The sequence below is a fragment of the Acinetobacter sp. Colony158 genome (assembly GCF_019264745.1).
Lineage (GTDB): Bacteria > Pseudomonadota > Gammaproteobacteria > Pseudomonadales > Moraxellaceae > Acinetobacter > Acinetobacter ursingii.
The window spans coordinates 602653-603314 of the sequence record NZ_CP078523.1 but is presented as its reverse complement, the minus strand read 5'-3'; the positions used below and the strand labels follow the sequence as shown (position 1 = coordinate 603314).

Below are 662 nucleotides of genomic sequence, written 5' to 3'. Positions count from 1 at the left end.
CTACCATCCTATCTATTGTATCGCGCGGAGAAAATCATGAGTGCCTCAGTTTATTTTGTCAGTGGAATTGATACAGGAATTGGTAAAACCTATGCGACAGGCTATTTGGCAAAACTCTGGAACGCTCAAGGGCAGTCGACCATTACCCAAAAATTGATTCAGACTGGAAATGTAGATGTGTCTGAAGATATTCAAAAACATCGTGACATTATGGGAACAGGCTGGTTGGCAGAAGATCATGAAAAGCTCACTATGCCTGAGATTTTTAGTTATCCTGCATCGCCACATTTAGCGACACAGTTAGATGGCCGAGAAATTGATTTTGATAAAATTGAACAGGCGACTCAAACCCTACAACAACGCTTTGATGTGGTGTTATTAGAAGGGGCAGGTGGGCTAATGGTTCCCTTAACCACGGAACTGCTGACTATCGATTATATTGCCCAAAAACAGTTCCCTGTGATTTTAGTCAGTTCTGGACGTTTGGGCAGTATTAACCATACTTTGTTGAGTCTGGAAGCTTTAAAACAACGTGGATTATCTTTGTTTGCTTTGGCTTATAATTTAAATGATGAATCTCAGGATGAGATTATTTCAAAAGATACCGCTCAATATTTAAAACATTATTTAAAACACAATTTTCCAGAAGCGAAGTGGATTGA

The 662-nt window shown here is 39.3% G+C and carries 1 protein-coding gene; it reads left to right on the top strand.

Annotated elements, in window-relative coordinates; genetic code table 11:
* Positions 1–36: 36 nt before the first annotated feature.
* A partial coding sequence (gene bioD, locus JR005_RS02160; RefSeq protein WP_218665503.1) for a dethiobiotin synthase occupies positions 37–662 on the top strand: 626 nt, incomplete at its 3' end.